Origin of the sequence: Pseudomonas yamanorum, assembly GCF_900105735.1 — a bacterium.
Lineage (GTDB): Bacteria > Pseudomonadota > Gammaproteobacteria > Pseudomonadales > Pseudomonadaceae > Aquipseudomonas > Aquipseudomonas yamanorum.
Genome location: NZ_LT629793.1, coordinates 3,546,614 through 3,566,664, shown reverse-complemented (window position 1 = coordinate 3,566,664; position 20,051 = coordinate 3,546,614). Strand labels below are relative to the sequence as shown.

14 protein-coding genes are annotated in these 20,051 nt (G+C 61.6%); 6 read left to right on the top strand and 8 right to left on the bottom strand.

The window, feature by feature from the left end; translation table 11 throughout:
• Positions 1-7 precede the first annotated feature (7 nt).
• The 3 genes from BLU46_RS16720 to BLU46_RS16710 all read right to left on the bottom strand — a co-directional run bounded on the left by BLU46_RS16720 (position 8) and on the right by BLU46_RS16710 (position 5,081).
• Positions 8-2,041, bottom strand: coding sequence for an ABC transporter permease subunit (locus BLU46_RS16720; protein WP_172834593.1), 2,034 nt, complete (start codon positions 2,039-2,041; stop codon positions 8-10).
• Between the two features lie 430 nt (positions 2,042-2,471).
• A complete protein-coding gene (locus BLU46_RS16715) occupies positions 2,472-3,461 on the bottom strand; it encodes a phosphate ABC transporter substrate-binding protein PstS (RefSeq protein ID WP_003213401.1) in 990 nt (329 codons plus the stop codon).
• A 330-nt stretch (positions 3,462-3,791) separates the two neighbouring features.
• On the bottom strand, positions 3,792-5,081 hold the full coding sequence (locus BLU46_RS16710; protein WP_093203603.1) for an MFS transporter: 1,290 nt from the start codon (positions 5,079-5,081) through the stop codon (positions 3,792-3,794).
• 456 nt (positions 5,082-5,537) lie between these two features.
• On the opposite strand from BLU46_RS16710, the gene BLU46_RS16700 reads away from it, so the two are divergent.
• Positions 5,538-5,942 carry an acyl-CoA thioesterase gene (locus tag BLU46_RS16700; RefSeq protein ID WP_003176975.1) on the top strand — a complete coding sequence of 135 codons (405 nt, stop codon included), beginning with the start codon at positions 5,538-5,540 and terminating at the stop codon, positions 5,940-5,942.
• Positions 5,943-6,000: 58 nt separating this feature from the next.
• Positions 6,001-6,900 carry a D-hexose-6-phosphate mutarotase gene (locus BLU46_RS16695; RefSeq protein ID WP_093203599.1) on the top strand — a complete coding sequence of 300 codons (900 nt, stop codon included), beginning with the start codon at positions 6,001-6,003 and terminating at the stop codon, positions 6,898-6,900.
• A gap of 120 nt (positions 6,901-7,020) precedes the next feature.
• Here the strand turns inward: BLU46_RS16695 and BLU46_RS16690 are convergent, their stop codons facing one another.
• The 5 genes from BLU46_RS16690 to BLU46_RS16670 all read right to left on the bottom strand — a co-directional run bounded on the left by BLU46_RS16690 (position 7,021) and on the right by BLU46_RS16670 (position 10,814).
• On the bottom strand, positions 7,021-7,557 hold the full coding sequence (locus BLU46_RS16690; protein ID WP_093203593.1) for a DUF3299 domain-containing protein: 537 nt from the start codon (positions 7,555-7,557) through the stop codon (positions 7,021-7,023).
• 78 nt (positions 7,558-7,635) lie between these two features.
• Positions 7,636-7,881 (bottom strand): GlsB/YeaQ/YmgE family stress response membrane protein, encoded by a 246-nt coding sequence (locus tag BLU46_RS16685; protein WP_003213408.1) that lies wholly within the window; start codon positions 7,879-7,881, stop codon positions 7,636-7,638.
• A 104-nt stretch (positions 7,882-7,985) separates the two neighbouring features.
• Positions 7,986-9,071, bottom strand: a complete 1,086-nt coding sequence (locus tag BLU46_RS16680; RefSeq protein WP_017476761.1) for a 5-(carboxyamino)imidazole ribonucleotide synthase — start codon at positions 9,069-9,071, stop codon at positions 7,986-7,988.
• Positions 9,072-9,082: 11 nt separating this feature from the next.
• Complete coding sequence (purE, locus tag BLU46_RS16675; protein WP_003195648.1) at positions 9,083-9,574, bottom strand: 5-(carboxyamino)imidazole ribonucleotide mutase; 492 nt, start codon at positions 9,572-9,574, stop codon at positions 9,083-9,085.
• 316 nt (positions 9,575-9,890) lie between these two features.
• Complete coding sequence (locus tag BLU46_RS16670; protein ID WP_063033807.1) at positions 9,891-10,814, bottom strand: LysR substrate-binding domain-containing protein; 924 nt, start codon at positions 10,812-10,814, stop codon at positions 9,891-9,893.
• Between the two features lie 181 nt (positions 10,815-10,995).
• Between BLU46_RS16670 and aspA the strand changes: the two genes are divergently transcribed.
• The 4 genes from aspA to BLU46_RS16650 all read left to right on the top strand — a co-directional run bounded on the left by aspA (position 10,996) and on the right by BLU46_RS16650 (position 19,995).
• Positions 10,996-12,420, top strand: coding sequence for an aspartate ammonia-lyase (gene aspA / locus BLU46_RS16665; RefSeq protein WP_003213415.1), 1,425 nt, complete (start codon positions 10,996-10,998; stop codon positions 12,418-12,420).
• Between the two features lie 390 nt (positions 12,421-12,810).
• The gene (locus BLU46_RS16660) at positions 12,811-14,262 is read left to right on the top strand and encodes an alanine/glycine:cation symporter family protein (RefSeq protein ID WP_063033806.1); all 1,452 of its coding nucleotides are present in this window, start codon (positions 12,811-12,813) and stop codon (positions 14,260-14,262) included.
• A 77-nt stretch (positions 14,263-14,339) separates the two neighbouring features.
• Positions 14,340-15,317, top strand: coding sequence for an asparaginase (locus BLU46_RS16655; RefSeq protein ID WP_093203588.1), 978 nt, complete (start codon positions 14,340-14,342; stop codon positions 15,315-15,317).
• Between the two features lie 106 nt (positions 15,318-15,423).
• On the top strand, positions 15,424-19,995 hold the full coding sequence (locus BLU46_RS16650) for a coiled-coil domain-containing protein (protein ID WP_231988821.1): 4,572 nt from the start codon (positions 15,424-15,426) through the stop codon (positions 19,993-19,995).
• Positions 19,996-20,051 lie beyond the last annotated feature (56 nt).

Here is a 20,051-nt window from a genome sequence, read left to right as displayed (position 1 = left end):
ACCTTTCTTAAAGCGACGAGTATTTCTTGCGCAGACGCTGACGAATCAGCTCGGCGAGGGTGTTCATGATGAAGGTGAACAGCAGCAGCACCAGCGCCGAGAGGAACAGCACGCGGTAGTGGCTGCCGCCCACTTCCGATTCGGGCATTTCCACCGCGACGTTGGCCGCCAGGGTGCGCAGGCCTTCAAACAGATTCATCTCCATCACCGGCGTGTTACCAGTGGCCATCAGCACGATCATGGTTTCACCGACCGCGCGGCCCATGCCGATCATCAGCGCCGAGAAGATGCCCGGGCTGGCGGTCAGGATCACCACGCGGGTCATGGTCTGCCATGGCGTGGCGCCCAGGGCCAGGGAGCCCAGTGTCAGGCCGCGCGGCACGCTGAATACGGCGTCTTCGGCAATGGAGTAGATGTTCGGGATGACCGCAAAACCCATGGCCAGGCCGACTACCAGAGCGTTGCGCTGGTCGTAGGTGATGCCCAGGTCGTGGGAGATCCACATGCGCATGTCACCGCCAAAGAACCAGGTTTCCAGGTACGGGCTCATGTACAGCGAGAGCCAGCCCACAAACAGGATCACCGGGATCAGGATTGCGCTTTCCCAGCCATCCGGGACCCGCAGGCGGATCGACTCAGGCAGGCGGCTGAAGATGAAGCCGGCCACCAGGATGCCAATCGGCAGCAGCATCAGCAGGCTGAAAATCCCCGGCAAATGCCCTTCGACATACGGCGCCAGGAACAGGCCGGCGAAGAAGCCGAGGATCACCGTCGGCATCGCTTCCATCAACTCGATCACCGGCTTGACCTTGCGGCGCAGGCTCGGAGCCATGAAGTAGGCGGTGTAGATCGCAGCGGCGACGGCCAGTGGCGCCGCCAGCAGCATGGCGTAGAACGCGGCCTTCAGGGTACCGAAGGTCAGGGGCGCCAGGCTCATCTTGGGTTCGAAGTCGGTGTTGGCGGCGGTCGATTGCCAGACGTATTTAGGCTCGTCGTAGTTTTCGTACCAGACCTTGCTCCACAGCGCGCTCCAGGAAACTTCCGGGTGCGGGTTGTCCAGGAGCAGCGGTTGCAGCTTGCCACCGGCTTCGACGATCACCCGGTTGGCCCGTGGCGACATGCCGAAGATACCGGTGCTATCGACCACTTGGTCCACCAGCAACGTGCGGTGGGCGGTGCTGTGGAACACGCCGAACTTGCCGGAAGCGTCGAGGGCGGTGAAGCCTTTGCGACGTTCTTCAGCGGTGATTTCAACGATAGGCGCAGTGCCCATCTGGAAGGTACGGATCTGCTTCAGGCGTTGTTCGCCGTCCGGGTCGCGGGCCATGAACCACTGCGCCAGGCCACCGCTGGAGTTACCGATGATCAGCGAGATGCCGCCCACCAATTGGGTGCTGGCCGTGACTTGCGCCACGCCGTCGTCCAACAATTTGTAGCGACCGTTGAGGCTCTTGTCCCGCAGGCTGAAAACGTCGGCCTGGGCGCGGCCGTTGATCACGTACAGCCACTGCTGGCGTGGATCAACGAAGATGGCTTTCACCGGCTCGGTCATTTGCGGCAGTTCAATGCGCTTCTGCTCGGTGGTGACTTCCTCGGTCATCATGTTTTCTTCACGGCTGATGGACAGCACGTTCAGATGGGCACCACTGGAACCGGCCACCACCAGCGTCGAGTCGGTCGCGTTCAAGGCGACGTGCTCAAGGGAGCGGCCTTGTTCGTCGAGGACGATCGGCGTTTCGCCGTAAGGGTATTCGACGGCTGGGGAGATGGTCTTCTTGCCGTCCGGGTACGACACTTTATAAGTGTGGCGGAACACCAGGGACTGGCCGTTGGACAGGCCGAGGATCACCAGCGGGCTGCCGGGCTGATCTTCACCAATAGAGGCGACTGTCACACCCGCCGGCAACGGCAGGTCAACGCGCTTGAGTTCAGCCCCCGTGTCAACGTTGAAGAACAGCGCCTGGCCTTTGTCGGAAACCCGCATGGCGACCTGGTTCTGTTCTTCCATGGAGATCATCAGCGGTTTGCCGGCGTCCTGCAGCCAGGCAGGCGCCAGGGCGTCTTCCTTGGTCAGGTTGGCGCCGTGAAACAGCGGAGCGACCACATAGGCGAGGAAGAAGAAGATCAAGGTGATCGCGCCCAGGACGGCGAGGCCGCCAATCAGCACATACCAGCGGGTCAGGCGATCCTTGAGCGCGCGCATGCGGCGCTTGCGTTGCAGTTCAGGCGTATTGAAATCAATGCGCTTGGGGGGAGAAGTCGTCGTCATGGTGGAATTGGCCAGATCATTCATGCGCACACCCTAGCGATCCTGTATGACAGAAAGATGACAATGCAGTGACGCAAGAAATCCGCCGCGTAGCAGGGCTGGCAGCGGATTAAAAAATGGGAGGCGAGGTCCAGGTCTTACAGACCCCGCCCAGGCCTTGAACCGTGGGTAAGCCCCGGTTCAAGGCAGGTTTACCGGAGGCTTATTTGCCACCTTCTTTCAGGCCCAGGTCAGCCAGTGCCTTGGCGGCAACTTTGGCTGGCAGCGGGATGTAGCCGTCTTTCACTACAACTTCCTGGCCCTGTTTGGACAGAACCAGCTTCACGAACTCGGCTTCCAGCGGGGCCAGAGGCTTGTTCGGGGCTTTGTTGACGTAGACGTAGAGGAAGCGCGACAGCGGGTATTTGCCGTTCAGGGCGTTTTCTTCGCTGTCTTCGATGAAGTCAGTGCTGCCTTTCTTGGCCAGGGCCACGGTCTTCACGCTGGCGGTTTTGTAACCGATGCCCGAGTAACCGATACCGTTCAGCGAGGAGCTGATGGACTGCACAACCGACGCCGAACCAGGTTGTTCGTTCACGTTAGGTTTGTAGTCGCCCTTGCACAGGGCTTCTTCCTTGAAGTAGCCGTAGGTGCCGGATACCGAGTTACGACCGAACAGTTGCACTGGCTTGTTGGCCAGGTCGCCGGTCACGCCCAGGTCGCCCCAGGTCTTGACGTCAGCTTTGGCGCCGCACAGACGAGTCGAGGAGAAGATCGCGTCGACTTGTTCCATGGTCAGGTGCTGGATCGGGTTGTCCTTGTGCACGAACACGGCCAGGGCATCCACGGCAACCGGGATAGCGGTTGGCTTGTAGCCGTACTTCTGCTCGAAGGCAGCCAGTTCGGTGTCCTTCATCTTGCGGCTCATCGGGCCCAGGTTGGAGGTGCCTTCAGTCAGCGCAGGAGGTGCAGTGGCGGAGCCGGCGGCCTGAATCTGGATGTTGACGTTCGGGTATTCCTTTTTGTAACCCTCAGCCCACAGGGTCATCAGGTTTGCCAGGGTATCGGAACCAACGCTGGACAGGTTGCCCGACACACCAGTGGTCTTCACGTAAGCCGGAATTGCCGGGTCAACACCAGCGGCTACCGCGTTAGCGGTCGCAACGCCAGCAGCGACAAAAGTCATTGCCGCCATCAAACGTTTCAGTTTCATGCCTTGCTCCTAGCAGATAGGGATAGTTGGATCGGGGCCAAGTATCGGTAGGCCGTGTGAACACTCTATGTCTGGAATATGACAATTAGATGAAAGGCCAGCATTTATGAAGAAGCTGACAGGAAGGAGAAACGTCAATAAATCCGGGGCTTGCGAGGAGGCTGGAGCGATTTCGTGGAAACAATCTGTAATCGTTGTAAGGCAAAATCTGTGGCGAGGGAGCTAGCTCCCGTTGGGTCGAGTAGCGGCCCCCAAAATGGAACTGCCGCGCAGTTCAACGGGAGCAAGCTCCCTCGCCACAAGGTTATCCGTCAGTTTTCAAAAAACGTGTCAGCGCCCACGCTTCCACAGGTACCCACCCACGGCCATCCCCATCACGCACAGGACAGCCACGTAGTAAGCGGGGCCCATCGGGCTTTCCTTCATCAGCAGCGACACCGCCAAGGGTGTCAGGCCACCGAATACGGCATAGGCGACGTTGTAGGAAAACGACAAACCACTGAAACGCACCACTGGCGGGAACGCTTTCACCATGACATAGGGCACCACACCGATGGTGCCTACAAACAGGCCGGTCAAGGCGTACAACGGGAACAGCCAATCCGGGTGCGCCATCAGGCTGTGATAGAGCGTCCAGGAAGTTGCCAGCAACAGCGCGCAACCGATGATCAGCACACGCCCGGCACTGAATCGATCGGCCAGGGCCCCGGAGGCAATACACCCCAGGCTCAGGGTGACGATGGCCAGGCTATTGGCCTGCAGCGCCACCGTAGGGCTGAAGTGGTAGACCGTTTGCAGCACGGTCGGCGTCATCAGGATAACGACGACCACACCGGCCGAGAGTAACCAGGTCAGCAGCATCGACAACACGATGGCCCCACGGTGGTCACGCAACACGGCGCGCAATGGCAGCTCGGCCGCCAGGGTCTTGCGCTGCTGCATCTCGGCGAAGATCGGCGTTTCGTGCAGCCAGCGACGCAGGTACACCGACAACAGGCCGAACACACCACCCAGCAGGAACGGAATCCGCCAGGCGTAATCCGACACCTGCTCCGGGCTATAAAGGGTGTTGATGGCAGTGGCCACCAGCGAACCCAACAGAATGCCCGCCGTCAGGCCGCTGGTCAGGGTGCCACAGGCATAACCGATGTGACGGGGTGGCACATGTTCGGAAACAAACACCCACGCGCCTGGCACTTCACCGCCAATCGCCGCGCCCTGGATCACGCGCATCAGCAGCAACAGGATCGGCGCCCACAGGCCGATCTGCGCGTAGGTCGGCAGCAGGCCCATGATCAGGGTCGGCACGGCCATCATGAAGATGCTCAGGGTGAACATCTTCTTGCGCCCCAGCAGGTCGCCGAAGTGCGCCATGATGATCCCGCCCAGCGGGCGCGCCAGGTAGCCGGCGGCGAAGATGCCGAAGGTCTGCATCATGCGCAGCCATTCGGGCATCTCGGCAGGGAAAAACAGTTTCCCGACCACTGTGGCGAAAAACACGAAAATGATGAAGTCGTAGAATTCCAGCGCCCCGCCCAAGGCAGACAGCGACAGGGTTTTGTAGTCGTTGCGGGTCAGCGGGCGCGAGGGTTGCGCACTGCTTGCGGGCACGGAGGACATGGCAAGGCTTCTCTTATAGTAGTCAGGACGGCAAGCCCGGGACTTGCGGCAGGCTTGGCAAGATAGCAAATCGCTTGAAAAAGCACAGCGTTGGGCCGTTAACAGTTCAGATAAGCGAAATATTCCCGTAGCAGAAGCGCAATTAGCATGAGCAGGAGCACAGTTGCCGGAAAAAGCCGCGATACAGCCTCTATTTACCGACCAAATGAGCGCCGGGAGGTCGTCGTGGCGCCGACGGCTCGATATACTCGCCCATTGCAAGCGCCAGACCCGCATCCTTGAGGGGCTGCTGTGCCAAAACGCCGTTGGTGTCCCTCCAGCCGATTTGGCAGAGTTTCCCTTTAGTACGCCTTACGAGAAACGCATCGAGCGGTGTATGTTGGTGCTGAAACGTTTTTCCAGAGACGGCTATCCACTTGAAATACCCATAAAGCGTCACGGGTCAGAGGCACCGGCATGATCGAACTCGAACAAGAAGATCCTATCCCGCAAGGCGATCTCGCCCTGCAAATTACCGCACTCCCGCGTGAAACCAACGGTTTCGGCGACATCTTCGGCGGCTGGCTGGTCGCGCAGATGGACTTGGCCGGCACGGCCATGGCGAGCAAGGTTGCCGGTGGCCGCGTCGCGACCGTGGCGATTGATCGCATGGCATTCCTGGTGCCAGTGGCCGTCGGCGCGCAGTTGTCCTTCTATACCCAGGCCCTGGAAATCGGCCGCAGCTCGATCCAGATGATGGTCGAAGTGTGGAGCGACGACCCGCTGTCCAGCGAATGGCGCAAAGTCACCGAGGCGGTGTTTGTGTTTGTTGCCATTGATGGCAGCGGTCGCACCCGGTCGGTTCCGTCACGGGCGCGTTAAACATCGCGACGTTTTGACGGTCCATTGCCCCATTGTCTGCCATTGAGAGCGCGCGCCTATGTCTACGCCCAACGTTGAAACCGTAAAACTGGATGAGCTGAACGCGTGGCGCATCCGCCATAACGGCGCCGAATTGGTGGTGGCCCAGCAAGGCGCGCATATCGTCAGCTACCAGCGCGCTGGCGAGAAGCCAATCATCTGGCCCAACGATCAGGTGGTGTACAAGAAAGGCAAAGGCATTCGTACCGGCGTGCCGGTGTGCTGGCCATGGTTTGGCGTGTTCGACCGCAACCCGCAAAGCGTCAAGGCGATGTACCAGGGTGACGAGCCGGCTGGGGCGCATGGTTTCGTACGGACCGCGGACTGGATGCTGGCTGGCGTGGAAGCTGAAGGCACGGCGTTGCGGGTTGAACTGGAACTGCCGGTGCCTGAAGGCGGCTTCCCGGGCTGGCCGCATCTAGTTGACCTGAAGATGAGCATCCTGCTGGATGATCAACTGCACATCCGCCTGACCAGCCATAACCGTGGTACCGAGACCGTCAGCCTCAGCCAGGCACTGCACAGCTACTTTGCCGTCAGCGATGTACGCAACGTGCAGGTCGACGGCCTGGACGGGCGAACCTATATCGACACCGCCGACGGTTGGACCCACAAGCAGCAATCCGGGCTGCTGCACTTCACCGCCGAGACCGACCGCATCTACCTCGACACGCCGGCTCAACTGAACATTATCGATAAAGACTGGCAGCGCCGCGTCCAACTCACCAGCACAGGCTCGCGCTCGACGGTGATCTGGAACCCGTGGACCGAACGCGCCAAGGCTTTCAGCGACATGGCCGACGACGGCTGGCAGGGGATGCTGTGCATCGAGACCGCGAACGTGCTGGATGATGCAGTGACACTGGCGCCGGGTGAGAGCCATACCCTGGGCGTGAGCATCGCCGGTATTGCCCTGTAAACCCAATCAAAAATGTGGGAGCGGGCTTGCTCGCGAATGCGCCGTGTCAGTCAATACATGTGCTGACTGACACACCACTTTCGCGAGCAAGCCCGCTCCCACATTAGGTTCTGCGTCAGATCAGAGATCCGACTCTTTGACCGCCCGCACTTTCCCCGCATCCAGCGCATACGCCGCATCGGCCAGGTCATTGTTGACCTTCTCCACCTTCAGCGTGCCCGTCACCCACAGCGGCGTGTAGATGTCATCCAGCTTCAAACCCTTGGGATAACGCACCAGCACCAACTGGTTGGGCGGCGGTGGCGGCACGTGGATGCAGGCGCCCGGGTAAGGCACCAGGAAGAACAGCGTACTGCGGCCCTTCGCGTCGGTTTCAAGCGGCACGGGGTAGCCGCCGATGCGGATGTTCTTGCCGTTCATGGCAGCCACGGTCTTGGTGGAATACATCACCGCCGGCAACCCCTTGCTTTGCTTCAGGCCACCCTTTGCGGTGAAGGTGCCTTGGGCTTCCGGGGAGTTGTGATCGATTTCCGGCATTTCTTCGAGGGCTTTCTGGTCCGACTTGGGCATCAGTTCCAGCCAGTCGGTTTCCGGCAGTTCGCCAGCGTGCACCAGGCCAGAGCCCAGCAATAGGAGAGTCAAAAGAAGACGGCGCATGGAGAGGCTCGGCAAGGATTACAGTGCCGGCATTCTAGCCCTCTGCGCCTGCGCAGCGCAGAGGGCTTGGTCGCTAAATTACTTCTTTTTCAGCAAACCGTAGATCACCAGCAACACCACGGCACCCACCAGCGCACCAATGAAGCCTGCGCCTTGGCCCGCCTGATAGATGCCCAGTGCCTGGCCACCATAGGTCGCAACCAGCGAACCGGCGATACCCAGCAGGATGGTCATGATCCAGCCCATGCTGTCGTCGCCTGGTTTCAGGAAACGCGCCAGCAGGCCGACGATCAAACCGATAAAGATGGTTCCAATGATACCCATGGCATTTCCCTCTGATTGAAGTGAGCTAAGTCAAAGCCTAGTCAGACTTTGGCTTCCTGCAATCAGAGGGTGGCGGGTACCAATGGTTCCCGCCCGGCCTTGGGTTATTGCTCGGCGATCAGCGCTTCGACCTTGAGTATCTGCGCCTGCAGCGTCGCGCGGTCCTTGCAGCGCAGGTTGGCGTGGCCGACCTTGCGCCCGGCCTTGAACGCCTTGCCGTAGTGATGCAGATGGCAGTCATCAATCGCGATCACGCGATCAACCGGCGGCACCACGCCGATGAAGTTGAGCATGGCGCTCTCACCGACCTTGGCCGTCGAGCCTAACGGCAAGCCCGCCACCGCCCGCAGGTGGTTTTCGAACTGGCTGCACTCGGCGCCTTCGGTGGTCCAGTGCCCGGAGTTGTGCACGCGCGGGGCGATTTCGTTGGCCTTGAGGCCACCGTCGACTTCAAAGAACTCGAACGCCATCACGCCGACGTAATCCAGTTGCTTGAGCACACGGCTCGAATAATCTTCGGCCAGGGCTTGCAGCGGGTGGTCGGTGCTGGCCACGGACAGCTTGAGGATGCCGCTGTCGTGGGTGTTGTGTACCAGCGGATAGAAGCGGGTTTCACCATCCCGTGCGCGCACGGCAATCAGCGAGACTTCACCGGTGAACGGCACGAAGCCTTCCAGCAGGCAGGCGACGCTGCCCAATTCGGCGAAGGTACCGACCACATCGGCGGCGGTGCGCAGGACTTTCTGGCCCTTACCGTCATAACCCAGGGTGCGGGTCTTCAGCACAGCCGGCAAGCCGATGGAGGCGACTGCAGCGTCCAGGTCGGCCTGGGACTGGATGTCGGCGAAGGCCGGCGTCGGGATGCCCAGATCCTTGAACATGCTCTTCTCGAACCAGCGGTCACGAGCGATGCGCAAGGCTTCGGCGCTCGGATACACCGGCACGAACTGCGACAGGAAGGCCACGGTTTCAGCCGGGACACTTTCGAACTCGAAGGTCACCAGGTCGACTTCATCCGCCAGTTGGCGCAGGTGATCCGGGTCGCTGTAATCAGCCCGCAGATGTTCACCCAACGCAGCCGCACAGGCGTCCGGCGCCGGGTCCAGGAAAGCGAAGTTCATCCCCAGCGGCGTACCCGCCAGGGCCAGCATACGGCCCAGTTGGCCGCCACCGATTACACCGATTTTCATCGTCAACAACCTCAGGCAATGCGTGGGTCTGGATTGTCCAGGACGCTGTCTGTTTGTTCAGCACGGAATTTTTTCAGCACCGCGTGGAACTGCGGGTGCTTGGCGCCGAGGATGCTGGCGGACAGCAAGGCTGCGTTGATCGCACCGGCCTTGCCGATCGCCAGGGTGGCCACCGGAATACCGGCGGGCATCTGCACGATGGACAACAGCGAATCCACGCCCGAGAGCATCGACGACTGCACCGGAACGCCCAGTACTGGCAGGTGAGTCTTGGCCGCACACATGCCTGGCAGGTGAGCTGCACCGCCGGCACCGGCGATAATCACCTCGATGCCACGGGATTCTGCTTCATCGGCATACTGGAACAGCAAATCCGGAGTGCGGTGGGCGGAAACCACCTTCACTTCGTAGGGAATGCCGAGTTTTTCCAGCATATCGGCGGTGTGGCTAAGGGTGGACCAATCGGACTTGGAGCCCATGATCACGCCAACCAATGCACTCATCGTCGTGCCTCTTCTCTCTGGGCGCCCGCAGGCGCGTCAAAAAACAACAAGCCACGCGGGAAATCCAGCGTGGCTTGTTGTACGAATTAAGGCCGGTTGGACCGGCCGAAGGCCGCGCAGTATACCGTAATAACGCAGATAAACAGCCCCTGGCATGACCATCTGTCTTACACCTCAAACAGGCGGTTTTATTGACTTCCAGGTCAGCGAAAACACCACAAAATACTGCGGGAGCTGGCTTGCCTGCGATGGCGGAGGGTCAGTGCCTGAAATGTCAGCTGATACACCGCTATCGCAGGCAAGCCAGCTCCCACATTTAACCGCGCTCAGCCGCCGGGGACTGCGCCGCACCACCTTCCAGCTTGCGCCACAACAACCGCACATTCGCCTTGCGCACCAACGCGCAGCGATACAGCCGGATCTCCAGCGGCACATGCCATTGCGGGCCGCCGCACACCACCAGTTCGCCCCGGGCCAGCTCGGCGCGCACGCTCAACTGCGGCACCCAGGCGATGCCCAAGCCTTCAAGGGCCATGCTTTTCAGGCTGTCGGCCATGGCGGTTTCGTAAATCGTGGTGAAGCGCAGCGCCCGCTGGCGCAGCAGCAGGTTAACCGAACGCCCCAGGAAGGCGCCGGCGCTGTAGGCCAAAAGCGGCACACTGCCCTCGCCTTCCAGGTCGAACAGCGGCTTGCCATCGGCATCCGCGGCGCACACCGGCAGCATCTCGGTGTTGCCCAGGTGCAGCGACGGGAAGATTTCCGGGTCCATCTGCATGGCCGCATCCGGGTCGTAGAACGCCAGCATCAAATCGCAGCCGCCTTCCCGCAAGGCATGCACGGCGTCGCCCACGTTGGTGGCGACCAACCGCGTGGCGATGTTCAGCCCTTCGTTGCGCAATTGCGCGATCCAGCGCGGGAAGAAGCCCAGCGCCAGGGAGTGCGCCGCCGCGACTTGCATGACTTCACCCTGCCCGCCTTCCAGGTGATGCAAGTGCCGCAGCACTTCACCGAGCTGCTCGACCACGGTGCGCGCGGTGACCAGGAACAGCTGCCCCGCCGCCGTCAGTTCGACAGGCGTGCGTGAGCGATTGACCAAGGTCAGTCCCAGCGCGGCCTCCAGGCTACGGATGCGCCGACTGAACGCCGGCTGGGTGACGAAGCGCCGCTCAGCCGCCTGGGAGAAGCTGCGGGTGGCAGCCAGGGCGCTAAAGTCTTCCAGCCATTTGCTTTCAAGGTTCATCACATCCTCCCGGGGCACGCACCATTTTGGCACACACGTCCGTCATGGTAACGGGGTCACACCGACATTATGCCGTTTATGCATAGGCCAGTGTTTAACAGCATTGGCCCAAAATCTCCTGCAAGCCTAGCATTCACAGCGTTCCGGCCTAGCCCGGGTCCATATCGAGATGATTTCCGTCATGTCCTCCGCTGCATCTTTCCGCACAGAAAAAGACCTACTTGGCGTACTCGAAGTACCCGCTCAAGCGTATTACGGCATCCAGACCCTGCGAGCGGTGAATAACTTCCGCCTCTCGGGCGTTCCGATTTCGCATTACCCGAAATTGGTGGTCGGCTTGGCAATGGTCAAGCAGGCAGCTGCTGACGCCAACCGCGAGTTGGGCCAGCTCAGCGAAGCCAAGCACGCTGCCATCAGCGAAGCCTGTGCCCGTCTGATCCGCGGCGATTTCCACGAAGAGTTCGTGGTGGACATGATTCAAGGCGGCGCTGGCACTTCAACCAACATGAATGCCAACGAAGTCATCGCCAACATCGCGCTGGAGGCCATGGGCCACAGCAAGGGCGAATACCAATACCTGCACCCGAACAACGACGTGAACATGGCGCAGTCCACCAACGACGCCTACCCGACCGCGATCCGCCTGGGTCTGCTGCTGGGCCACGACGCACTGTTGGCCAGCCTCGACAGCCTGATCCAGGCATTCGCCGCCAAGGGTGAAGAGTTCAGCCACGTCCTGAAGATGGGCCGTACCCAGCTGCAAGACGCCGTGCCGATGACCCTCGGCCAGGAATTCCGCGCCTTCGCCACCACCCTCGGTGAAGACCTGGCTCGCCTGAAGACCCTGGCGCCTGAGCTGCTGACTGAAGTGAACCTGGGCGGCACCGCCATCGGCACCGGCATCAACGCCGACCCGCGTTACCAGGCCCTGGCCGTCCAGCGCCTGGCGACCATCAGCGGCCAGCCGCTGGTACCGGCTGCCGACCTGATCGAAGCCACCTCCGACATGGGCGCCTTCGTGCTGTTCTCCGGCATGCTCAAGCGTACCGCGGTGAAGCTGTCGAAGATCTGCAACGACTTGCGCCTGCTGTCCAGCGGCCCACGTACCGGCATCAACGAAATCAACCTGCCGGCGCGCCAGCCAGGCAGCTCGATCATGCCCGGCAAGGTCAACCCGGTCATCCCGGAAGCCGTGAACCAGGTAGCGTTCCAGATCATCGGTAACGACTTGGCACTGACCATCGCGGCCGAAGGCGGCCAGCTGCAACTGAACGTGATGGAGCCGCTGATCGCCTACAAGATCTTCGACTCGATTCGCCTGCTGCAACGCGCCATGGACATGCTGCGCGAGCACTGCATCGTCGGCATCACCGCCAACGAAGCCCGCTGCCGCGAACTGGTGGAGCACTCCATCGGCCTGGTCACCGCGCTGAACCCGTACATCGGCTATGAAAACGCCACCCGCATCGCCCGTATCGCTCTTGAAAGCGGCCGCGGCGTGCTGGAACTGGTGCGCGAAGAAGGCTTGCTCGACGACGCCATGCTCGACGACATCCTGCGCCCCGAAAACATGATCGCTCCACGTTTGGTCCCGTTGAAGGCCTAAGCGTTTGTTGCACCGCTCACCAGGTTGAGGGACTAGACACCTCTCACCTTTTGAGGGCCTGAAGGCTCGTTCTTCAGGCCCTTTTTTTTGCCTCAAGGTTGCGAAATGATGCCAATAAAAACGCCAAGATCGCCCCACAAAACCGCCTTGCCCGTAACGCCGTGGCTGAAACCTTTAATCGCCTCGTGCAGACGGATCACACACTCCTAGGTATAGTGCCGCCCCTCTTCGCGTCAGCGGTCGTCGGTAACGAGACCCTGGAAGCGCGAAACCGCATGAATAACAACACCCGCAAAAGGATTGGGGCGAAGCGTCGTGCACTGCCTGGTGCCGAGCGATGCGTCGGACCGTCCTGCGTTTGCCATTAGAAAAATCAGCGAGGAACACTCCATGCTAGAAGTCATCAACGACTTCCTCTCAGGGAAAGTATTGATCGTGCTCATTGTCGGGCTCGGTGGTTACTTCACGATCCGCTCGCGTTTCGTTCAGTTGCGTCACTTTTTCCACATGTTTTCGGTGTTTCGCGACAGCCTGAAAAGCAGCGCCGGCCAGCTCAGCTCGTTCCAGGCGCTGATGCTCAGCCTCGCCGGGCGCGTGGGTGCCGGCAACATCGCAGGCGTCGGCATTGCCGTGACCCTGGGTGGCCCGGGCGCCGTATTCTGGATGTGGGTCACCGCACTGGTGGGCATGTCTTCGAGCTTTATCGAGTGCTCCCTCGGCCAGCTCTACAAACGCACCGACGCTGAAGGCACCTACCGTGGTGGCCCGGCGTATTACATCCAGCACGGCCTGCACAAACGCTGGTTGGGCATGGTGATGGCGTTCCTGCTGCTGGTGACTTTCGGCTTCGCCTTCAACGGCCTGCAAGCCCACGCTGTAACCCACTCGCTGAACAATGCATTTGGCCTCGACACCACCTACACCGGCCTGGCCCTGGCCGTGCTGCTGGGCCTGGTGTTCATCGGCGGGATCAAGCGTATCGCCTCGATCGCCGACCTGCTGGTGCCGGTCAAGACCCTGGTCTACATCGCGGTGACGCTGTACGTGATCGTGCTGCAATTCGACCACGTGCCGGCCATGCTCGCGACCATCGTCAAGAGCGCCTTCGGCCTCGACCAGGCCTTCGGTGGCCTGGTGGGCAGCGCGATCATCATGGGTGTGAAACGCGGCGTGTTCGCCAACGAAGCCGGCCTGGGCAGTGCGCCTAACGTGGCGGCAGTGGCCTCGGTTGAACACCCGATCGCCCAGGGCGTGGTTCAGGCGTTCAGCGTATTCCTCGACACCTTCGTGATCTGCACCTGCACCGCGCTGCTGATCCTGCTCTCCGGTTTCTACACCCCGGGCTTTGAAGGCGACGGCATTGCCCTGACCCAGAACTCCCTGGCGGCAGTCGTTGGTGACTGGGGCCGGATGTTCATCTCGGTGGCCCTGGCGTTGTTCGTGTTCACCTCGATCATGTACAACTACTACCTCGGCGAGAGCAACCTGCGCTTCATCGTGGGTGACAACCGCAAGGTCCTGATGGGCTACCGCGCGCTGGTGCTGGTGCTGATTTTCTGGGGTTCCATCGAGAACCTGAGCACCGTGTTCGCCTTCGCCGACATCACCATGACCATGCTGGCGTTCGTCAACCTGTTCGCCCTGGCGTTCCTGTTCAAGATCGCCATGCGCATCCTGAATGACTACGACGGTCAGCGTGCTGCGGGCATCAAGACTCCGGTGTTTGATTCCAGCAAGTTCCCGGACCTGGACCTGGACCGCAAGGCGTGGCCGGCGAATCCGGTGAAGCCCGAGCCAGCCGCTCAAGCGACGGCAGAACTGAACGCTCAAACGCAACGCTAAACCTAGATAGATGACACGCCGCCCGGCCTTGGGCATGCTCTGGGCCCGGCGGCGTTTTTCGTTCAGGAGATTCTTCAATGCAACCAGCCAACAACGTCATGGTGCTCTACACCGGCGGCACCATCGGCATGCAGGCCAGCGCAAACGGCCTGGCCCCCGCTTCGGGTTTTGAAGCGCGAATGAGCGAAGCCCTCGCCCAACTGAATATGCCAGCCTGGCGCTTCCGGGAAATGTCCCCGCTGATCGACAGCGCCAACATGACCCCCGCCTACTGGCAGCGCCTGCGCGCCGCCGTGGTTGAGGCGGTGGACGAGGGTTGCGACGCCGTACTGGTGCTGCACGGCACCGACACCCTGGCCTACAGCGCGGCCGCCATGAGTTTCCAACTGCTGGGCCTGCCCGCACCGGTGCTGCTTACCGGCTCGATGCTGCCGGCCGGTGTGCCCGACAGCGATGCCTGGGAAAACGTCAGCGGTGCGCTGGCAGCCTTGGGCGAAGGCCTGGCGCCGGGCGTGCAACTGTACTTCCACGGCGCACTGATGGCCCCGACCCGTTGCGCGAAAATCCGCAGTTTTGGTCGCCACCCGTTTGCCGCATTGCAGCGTAACGGCGGCGTCGCCAAGGCGGATATGATTCCGACGGCGCTGCATTACCGCCAGCCCAAGGCGCTGATCAATGTGGGCGTGCTGCCACTGGTGCCGGGCATCGCCGCCGCGCAATTGGACGGGTTGATCGACAGCGGCATCCAGGCGCTGCTGCTGGAATGCTTCGGCAGCGGCACCGGGCCGAGCGACAACCCGCAGTTCCTCGCCAGCCTCCAGCGCGCGCAGGATAACGGCGTGGTGGTAGTGGCAATCACCCAATGCCATGAAGGCGGTGTGGAGCTGGATGTGTACGAAGCCGGTAGCCGCTTGCGTGGCGTGGGCGTGTTGTCAGGTGGCGGGATGACCCGCGAGGCCGCGTTCGGCAAGCTCAACGCACTGCTCGGTGCCGGCCTGCCGGTGGCCGAGGTTCGCCGCCTGGTGGAACTGGACCTGTGCGGCGAACTCGCCTGAGGCTGGTCGCCCTATATATCCACCCCCTGATCTGCCAGGCCGCTCCCTAGCATGAACCCCCCGAGGCATCGCCTCGGGTCGTTTTCATACGCCAGGGATGCCCGCCATGACCACACCCACCCCGCTCCGTCCAACGCCTGAAAGCCTGCTCACCCAACTGTGCCTGGGCCCCTCGTTTCGCGAGACCGCTTCGGTGCAGTTGCGCTATTCACTGCACACGTTATATCCCGCCTTGGCACTGGACCCGGATATCGTCCTGGTCTGCACACCCGCCTGGGGGGTTGTCGGTGACCAGGTTCAGCCACTCGAACCCCGCTACCAGACCCTCACCGATATCCTTGCGCACCAGGCTGTATCGGGCCTCCCGACCCTTTACATCGAGGGTGTGCATTTCTTGACCCAGCAGCCGCTCAGCGACCCACCGCTGCACTTGCCGGTGCGCATCGGCGAGATCGCCCAGATGCTCAATGTGCTGGCGCCCGTCATGCTCTGTGCCTTCCAGGAGCAACAGCTCAATTACTGGAACCGCATGATCGAAGGCCAACCCCAGTGGCGCACGCTGTCCAGCAGCCTGCAGGCGGTGTGGAATGTCGACACGGTCGAGGGCTGGGACAGTGATGACTGTGCCATGGCCCGGGGACTGTTCAACGCCCCCGACCAAAGCAACCGTCAGGCTACCGACACCTATGCCAGCAAGGCCTACCTGATCGATATCTGCCAGGTGGAAGGCAACACCCTGACCGCGCTCAACCTGATGCCCATGGCCGTGCTGATCGGTACCCATCAATCGAGCTCGCGGATCCTCAGCCATTCGCTGGTGCATGGTTATCAGAAGTTTGCCACCCTGGAGAACCTGGGCAACGCCTTGGGCACCTTGATGGTACGTACACAATTGCAATGGCGACTGTACCGCCCCGACGGCAACTTCTTCGACCAGCTGGCCTGCGCGCTGATCGGCATTCAGATCGAGGCCATTGCGGCCATTGATTTCCCCACCCTGCGCCAGGTCGATGCCAACCCCGAACCGCTCGGCGCACCGCCGGCCGTGCAGTCGCTGGTTGCCCGCCAGGACCCCGACCTCGACTGGTATCAAGCCCGGCTGCCCAACTGGCTGGCCAATGCCCTGACCAGTGACCTGAACCTGTACGCCCGGCACTTGAAGGACCTCGCGGCGCTGCACAGCCAGAACCAGGGCAAGTCCTACCAGGATGACATCCCGCCCTTGCGCGACTACGCCCTCACTCAACTGAAAGCGCGCATGACCGCCGACCATCCCGATGCGGCTCAACTGAACCTCAACGACCTTGAAATGCGCGTAGACAGCCAGGTGGTATGGGGCCTCTTCACCGTACCCGGACAGGTCGAGACAACCACGTTCCGGCTGGCGGACCTGGCGCTGCAAAACCTGATCGCCCTGCCGCTGGGCAACAAGACCTTGCGTTTGCACAACGCAACAAAGGCTCCCGCGTGGCTGACGGTGGCCTACGTCGAACGCTTGATCAGCCAGGCCGATATCGGCAACCGCTACCCGGCACTGGTCAAGGCCAAGCTGCTGGATGACTCACTGGAGTCAGCCCGCCGCCAGCAGCTGTACCGCCAGCACCTGCAGGTGCAGCTGCCGTTGCTGGCGCTGCAATGCAAGATCCACCAGGAAGCGGGTATCGACGAACTCGGCTACCGGTACGTCGCGGCGCTGATGGAGACAGATGTTGCCAAGCGCCAAGTACAGGGTCAGAAGATTGTTTTGCGCCCGTTGGCATTTGCCCCGCAACGCCGGGCCGGAAACACAGTGGATGAGGTGGCCAACATGTTCGTCATCGGCCCTCAAGACCCGAGCGCGGGCCCTTGCCTGTTGTATCGGCCACTGTTCGACCAACCCTTGAGTCAATACCCGTCGCCCGCCAACTTGCTGTACACCCTGACCCAGGACCGCAACCTGCGCGATTCAGTGCTGGCCTGGCTGCCGGAAAGCGTGCGCAGCGACTACGTCAACTACGTGTTCCCAGGCGCATTGCCTTCGCCGTGGGCGGTGCTGCGGTTTCTGGTGGAGCCGACCAAGCTCTGGGCGATGTCCGGCCCCATGGCCTTGGGTACCCAAGTACTGCCTGGGGATCTGTTCGAGAGCTTGTTCCGCGCCAACGCCAAGAACCTGGTGGAGCTGGCCGACCGCCAATCGGTGTCCAACACCGAAGCCCGCTGGGCGACATTTAAACGGGCCGGCTGGTTGCTGCTCAATGCTGCACTGCCGTTCCTGGGCCGCACTGCAGGTACAGCGGCGTGGATCTGGCAACTCATGGACCAGGTACAAGCCTTGGCCGACGCACAACAACGTGGCAAATCCGAAGACCAATGGCAGGCCTTCACCGAACTGCTGCTGAACCTGGGCATGGCTATCACCCTGCACGCCACCGGCCGCAGCCACCCCGCCAGCCGTCGCCTGCCGGGTTATCAGGCGGAAAAGGCTCCCCTCGCCCCGGCCAAACCCAAGACCAGCGTGATCCAGCAACAGCCGAACATCGCGACCACCGAACTGCCGGCCGGCCATCCACAGTCGCTGCATGTACTTGGCGCCGTCACCCGCACTCCCAGCGGCCTGGCACACCTGCTGGATCGCTTCAAGGTCAGCAAGCCCGAAGGGCTCGGACAGGCCAGCGCCCAGGTCGACGCCCATCAGCATCTCTACCCGTTGGGTACGAAATGGTATGCGCCTGTGGGAGAGCGCTGGTTCGAAGTGCAGCTGGACGAAAACGCCAACGTGCTGATTGTCGACCCGAGCCAACCCGCCCACACCGGCCCGCTGCTGATTCATAACCTCAAGGGAGAATGGTTCATCGACACGCGCCTGCACCTGCGCGGCGGCGGGCCGAAAATCATGACCAAGAAAGCCCAGGACCAGGCCACCGTCAAAGCCGCCGAGGTTCGCGCGAAACTGGCACTGTTTGAAAGCGGCAAGCATGCAGCCCAGCGCCAACTGGAGCTCGCGCGCCAAGCCATGAACAACGCCCCGGGCACCTCCGCCGACGCCCGGCGCCAGACTTACCTGGAGAAACTCGACACCCAGCGCAGCGCGTACGACGCCGCACTGCAAAATCTGCAAACCTTGAGCATCTTCACCAACATGCCCGACTACCAGCCTCGGGCACTGGGCTATCTCAAGGCTCAGCTCGATCTCAACCAGGCCGGCATCAGTGAAGTCCAGACCCGGTTCAGCCCCAAGCTCAAGACCGTGCTCGACCAGGTCGAACGCCAGATTGAAGCGCCCGGGGAACGGCATATCGAAGACGCGCGGCAAATGAGCGAGCTGATCCAGGACATGATCACTCGCATCGACTACACCACCTCCCGCTTCGACCAACTCAAGGGACTGGCCAGAGAGGGCCTGCAACTGATCCAGGAGACCAGGCGCCTGCTGCCGTCCTACACCAGCGATCACCTCAAGGCCCTGCAAGTGATGCTGGCGCGCAACCTCTGCGTGTCCAAAACCACCCTCGGCACCGACCCACAGGCCTGGACGGCGATCGACCAGATTATCGACAAGGCGGCCATCGCAGTGCGAACCTTGAGCGACACCCTGAGCGAACGCAGCGAGTCGCGGCTCGATGAGCGCATCGAAACCCTGAGCAGCCTGATTGATCAGTTCAAGCACGTGGATGAACGCCTGGAAGACTTCCCCGGAGAGTTTCCCGATTCCGCCCAGGACACGCCGATCCAGCAGTTGCGCCAGCAATTGAGTGAATTTTCCCAGCGAGCGTTGAGCAACCTGACCTTGCTGCATGCCGAACGCGACATGCTCAGGAATCGGCCAACCCCGCCGCCGACGCCGCCGCGCCCGCGCAAGAAATTCATCAAGACCCGCTTCGACGGCGTGCTGGTAGGCGAGCCACGCCTGACAGAACTTGGCCTGGAGACCCACTTGGTCGACATCAAGTCACCGCTGACCGACACCGTAATGGCGACCTTCCACGAGAAACTCCCGGGCCTGTGGTTCCGGCATATCGAGGCACCGGCCACGCCGCCTCCCGCGCCCGACCTGGCAACCAGCCTGCGCGATGGGCAGGCATTGATCGATGGCTTGCCCACCTTCAACCAGCGGGCCGCCGTGCAGATGAGCAAGCCTGCCCGCACCATCGAAGGCATCGAGCAGATGCTTCACCAGCACGCCATGCACCTGGAACAAGCGGATCGAGACATCGAGCACGCCTTGACCCTGATCAACGCCACGGAAAGTGATACCACTTCCGCCGCCGCCCTGGGCAAACAGCTCAGCCAGGCAGCCGAAGCGCTTTACCAAAAGGCTGCCCAGCATCGGCTGCAACTGACCAAACAACGCCCACCCACCCTCGACGGCGTGGAATGGCTGAAAAACCGCAACGAAATCACCATCAAGAAAACCATCAACCGTCGCCGCCTCAAGGCACCCAGCCCGGACTACCTGGACGAGTACACCATCACCGAGCGCTCCACCCGCAAGATCCTCTGGTATGCGCACTTTCACTATTCGGCCGCCTGGACACCGGCCAAGGCGTTTATCTCGGCACGCCTGAAAACCCCGGACGAATTCCGCCGCGGCTCTGCTGCCGATACGACTGAAGGCTTGAGCGAGCACCAACTGGCCGCGTTTTACCGCAGCGAATTCAGCCTCGACCAGGCCACGCGGGTATTCTTCGCGATCGGCTGATGACGCGGCGCGGCATGTAACTTGCTCGGTCCAGGGCAGTCTCCGGCGGGAATTGC

What these genes read in the sequence shown, in the direction of transcription:
- BLU46_RS16710 (WP_093203603.1), bottom strand. Translation starts at nt 5,081, where the DNA reads ATGTCCTCCGTGCCCGCAAGCAGTGCGCAACCCTCGCGCCCGCTGACC.
- BLU46_RS16695 (WP_093203599.1), top strand. Translation starts at nt 6,001, where the DNA reads ATGTCTACGCCCAACGTTGAAACCGTAAAACTGGATGAGCTGAACGCG.
- aspA (WP_003213415.1), top strand. Translation starts at nt 10,996, where the DNA reads ATGTCCTCCGCTGCATCTTTCCGCACAGAAAAAGACCTACTTGGCGTA.
- BLU46_RS16655 (WP_093203588.1), top strand. Translation starts at nt 14,340, where the DNA reads ATGCAACCAGCCAACAACGTCATGGTGCTCTACACCGGCGGCACCATC.
- BLU46_RS16715 (WP_003213401.1), bottom strand. Translation starts at nt 3,461, where the DNA reads ATGAAACTGAAACGTTTGATGGCGGCAATGACTTTTGTCGCTGCTGGC.
- BLU46_RS16690 (WP_093203593.1), bottom strand. Translation starts at nt 7,557, where the DNA reads ATGCGCCGTCTTCTTTTGACTCTCCTATTGCTGGGCTCTGGCCTGGTG.
- BLU46_RS16700 (WP_003176975.1), top strand. Translation starts at nt 5,538, where the DNA reads ATGATCGAACTCGAACAAGAAGATCCTATCCCGCAAGGCGATCTCGCC.
- BLU46_RS16660 (WP_063033806.1), top strand. Translation starts at nt 12,811, where the DNA reads ATGCTAGAAGTCATCAACGACTTCCTCTCAGGGAAAGTATTGATCGTG.
- purE (WP_003195648.1), bottom strand. Translation starts at nt 9,574, where the DNA reads ATGAGTGCATTGGTTGGCGTGATCATGGGCTCCAAGTCCGATTGGTCC.
- BLU46_RS16650 (WP_231988821.1), top strand. Translation starts at nt 15,424, where the DNA reads ATGACCACACCCACCCCGCTCCGTCCAACGCCTGAAAGCCTGCTCACC.
- BLU46_RS16670 (WP_063033807.1), bottom strand. Translation starts at nt 10,814, where the DNA reads ATGAACCTTGAAAGCAAATGGCTGGAAGACTTTAGCGCCCTGGCTGCC.
- BLU46_RS16680 (WP_017476761.1), bottom strand. Translation starts at nt 9,071, where the DNA reads ATGAAAATCGGTGTAATCGGTGGCGGCCAACTGGGCCGTATGCTGGCC.
- BLU46_RS16685 (WP_003213408.1), bottom strand. Translation starts at nt 7,881, where the DNA reads ATGGGTATCATTGGAACCATCTTTATCGGTTTGATCGTCGGCCTGCTG.